General features: G+C 67.8%; 3 protein-coding genes. All 3 read right to left on the bottom strand.

The genetic code is table 11. The features are described 5' to 3' along the window. Window positions 1–15: 15 nt before the first annotated feature. Window positions 16–603 carry a YbjN domain-containing protein gene (locus G3N99_RS38070; protein WP_206124951.1) on the bottom strand — a complete coding sequence of 196 codons (588 nt, stop codon included), beginning with the start codon at window positions 601–603 and terminating at the stop codon, window positions 16–18. 59 nt (window positions 604–662) lie between these two features. After that, entirely contained in the window at window positions 663–1,352 is a 690-nt protein-coding gene (locus G3N99_RS38075; protein ID WP_174944202.1) for a hypothetical protein, read from the bottom strand. A 12-nt stretch (window positions 1,353–1,364) separates the two neighbouring features. Then, on the bottom strand, window positions 1,365–2,895 hold a 1,531-nt coding region (locus G3N99_RS38080; RefSeq protein ID WP_206124952.1), incomplete at its 5' end, for a putative porin.

Genomic DNA, 2,895 nt, shown 5'->3' on the forward strand with positions numbered 1-2,895 from the left:
GCGCGGCGCCGATCCTCACTTCGCGGTGGCCTCGACCGCTACCGTGGCCGCGTCGACAGGCGATGCGCCGGCCTGATCGCCGGCCGCCGCGCGTGCCGCCGCTTCCTGCTCGGCCATCGCGGGACGGTTGCGCAGGTGCAGCAGGAATTCCTGGATCAGGCGATCCCACAGCTCGATCGTCGAGCGCAGGTAGCGCTCGGACACGCCGCCCGCGACGACCACGTCCATCTCCAGCGCGAGAAACTGTCCGTGGCTCGCCAGACGCGCGAAGCGCTTGGTCCGGTTCCAGTCGGCGACGAGTTCGGTCGGCAAGTCGCCCTGCACCTGCAGCACGCACGACAGCGTGTAGTCGATGAACAGCAACGTGGCGGGCGGCGTGCCGGCGCCCTGCAGCGCGAGCGCGGCGGCCGGATTGCCGAAGCGCACCGCGAAGCCGATGCCCTGGCTGGCGCTCATCAGTTGCACCGCGCCGTTCTGTTCGGCCGCCGTCACGCGGTAGCCCGCGCGGCGCAGCACGTCGGCCAGGTGGTCGGCGCTGATCGCTTCGATCGGCGCGTCGTGTGCCGCGCGGTCGCCGCCGGCGTTCGGTTGCTTGTCTTGCATGTCTGTCTTCCCCGTATTCAACGAATCGATCGGTTCAATCCCGGCTTCGGGCCACGCGCTCACTGTGCGTTCGCCGCGGCGGCCGACGCCGACGCCGGTGCCGGCGTGGCTGCAACCGGCCGCGCGGCCGGGTCGTACTTGCCCGCATACAGCGCGTCGCCGTAGCGTTGCGCAATGTCGTCGTACTTCACGCGCGCCGACTGCGCGAACGGCTGACGCGACGAGAACAGCGTGCCGACCCCGACATGCTCGTACGCGTCGAGAATCTCGTGTCCCACGCGATACAGCTCGGCATTGTGTGCCTGGCAGGTTTTCAGTTGCGTGTCACGCGCGGCGACGTCCTTCTGCAGTTGCGTGTGCTGCGCGTCGCGGGCATGCGACACGGCGAGCAGGTCCTCATAGGACGACTTGTATTTCGCCAGCGACTTCGCGTCCTGCTCGCGGCCCGCGCGCTCCTGCGCCAGCGCACGCTTCGCGGCCGCCTCGGCGCCCGAATCGCCGCGCGCGGCGGCCAGTTGCCCCTGCATCGCCTTCAGTTGCGCGAGTGCGTCGTCGCGCTGCTTCTCGGCCGCCGCCTTGTCGTTCTGCAACTGCGCCTGGTTGTCCTGCAACTGGCGCAGCTCCTGCACGGTCGAGCGCAACTGGCTGCGCAGCTTGTCCTCGATGCTCTGCGCGTGCGCGCCGCCGGCCGCGAGCAGCAGCGTGCCGGCCACGCCGGCCGCGAACATCGTGCGAGTGATCGTGTTCATCCGCGACTCCGGTCAGAAGCGAGCATTGAGCTCGATCTGCAGCACGTCGATCGATACCGGCGGCCCGTACACTTCCTTCGAGCTCAGGTAACGGGCCGACACCCACGTATCGCGTGCGACCGCATACGCGGCGCCGAGTACGTAACCGCGCGCGTTGGTGCCGCCGAGGTGGAAGTCGGGATCGTTGAACGCGTCGAGCACGGCGTCCGGCTGCAGGTACTTGTACGCGATCGAGAAGTTCCACTGGCCCTTCTCGCGCGGCTCCGGCTCGCCGAACGTGGCCTTCGCGAGGAAGCCGTTCGGGCCGCTGCGGTAGTCGGCGCGCGTCGCGTTCACCGACGTCGAATCGTAGTTGTTGACCGGCAGCGACGATGCCGCGAACGCCTTGTTGTCGTTGTATGCGAGGTTGCGCACGTATTCGCCGTCGAGACGCAGCTTGAAGCGATCGGCCACCACCGTGTCCCACTGCGCCTTCAGGTCGAGCAGCCGGTAGTTGTAGGCCAGGCCGAACAGCTGCGGCTGCGGCGTCATGCCCGGCGCGAGGTTCGGGTTCTGCACGATGTTGCGCAGCGCAATCAGCGTGTTGCCGCCCTGCATGAATGCCGGCGCCTCGTTGTCGGTGCTGCAGCTCGTCGCGCCGGCATAGAGCGCGCACGGCGACGACAGCGTGCCGCGCATGTTCTGGAAGTCGTAGTACGCGACCGCGCCACGCAGCCGGTTCTTCGCGTCGATTTTCCAGTCGGCGCCGAACTGTGCGCCCAACATCCACTTCGTGTCGCTGCCGGCCTTCTCGGTGCTGTTCGACGGGAAGTTCTCGCTCGTGTACTGGATCGGGAACACGCCGAGCGTGCCGAACAGCGTGACGTCCGGATTCCACGGCAGCGCATGGCGCAGGTTCGCGGCGAGCCCGTCCATCATCAGGTCGTCGGAGAACACCAGGTCCGACTTGAAGAACGGGTTGTCGAAACGGCCGGCCGTCAGGTTCAGCCACGACGTCGGCTTGTAGGCAAAGAACGCCTTGTTCAGCCAGATGTTCTTCTTCGCGAAACCGCCGCCCGCGGTGGCCGTGGTCGACACCGGCCCGTTGTCGTTGCCGCTCGCGAGCTGGATGCCGGCGATCATCTCGTCGGACAGCGTCGCCGTCACGCCGAGCCGCGCACGGTAGCGCAGCAGGTTGTTGCGGTTTTCCCGCGTATTCTGCGTGGGGATCTGCGTGTTGTTGGTGTTCGAGTTGACGTCGAACCCGCCGCCCTGGTTGATCGCCGCGAAGTTCGTCACGCCGTTCGTGTTGCCGCTGCCGTAGAAGTGATACTCGTCACGCACGCGCAGGTCGCCGTCGAGCTTGATGCGCGACACCCAGTCGGGGAACGTGTTCGGCTGCGCCCAGTTCTCGGCCTTCGCCTGCGCGATCACTTCCTGCTTCACCTGGTCGCGGATCTGGTCGCGCACGAGCTGCGGCACGTACGGCACCGCGACGTCGCCCGGCTGCGTCGGCGGATTGACCACGCCGCCCGCCACGACCGGCGCGCCCGATGCGCGGGCC

The sequence above is a fragment of the Burkholderia sp. Ac-20392 genome (genome assembly GCF_017104585.1).
Classification (GTDB): Bacteria; Pseudomonadota; Gammaproteobacteria; order Burkholderiales; family Burkholderiaceae; genus Burkholderia; species Burkholderia lata.

Excerpts from the sequence above, each read along its gene's own strand:
- G3N99_RS38075 (WP_174944202.1), bottom strand. The coding sequence starts at position 1,352 with ATGAACACGATCACTCGCACGATGTTCGCGGCCGGCGTGGCCGGCACG.
- G3N99_RS38070 (WP_206124951.1), bottom strand. The coding sequence starts at position 603 with ATGCAAGACAAGCAACCGAACGCCGGCGGCGACCGCGCGGCACACGAC.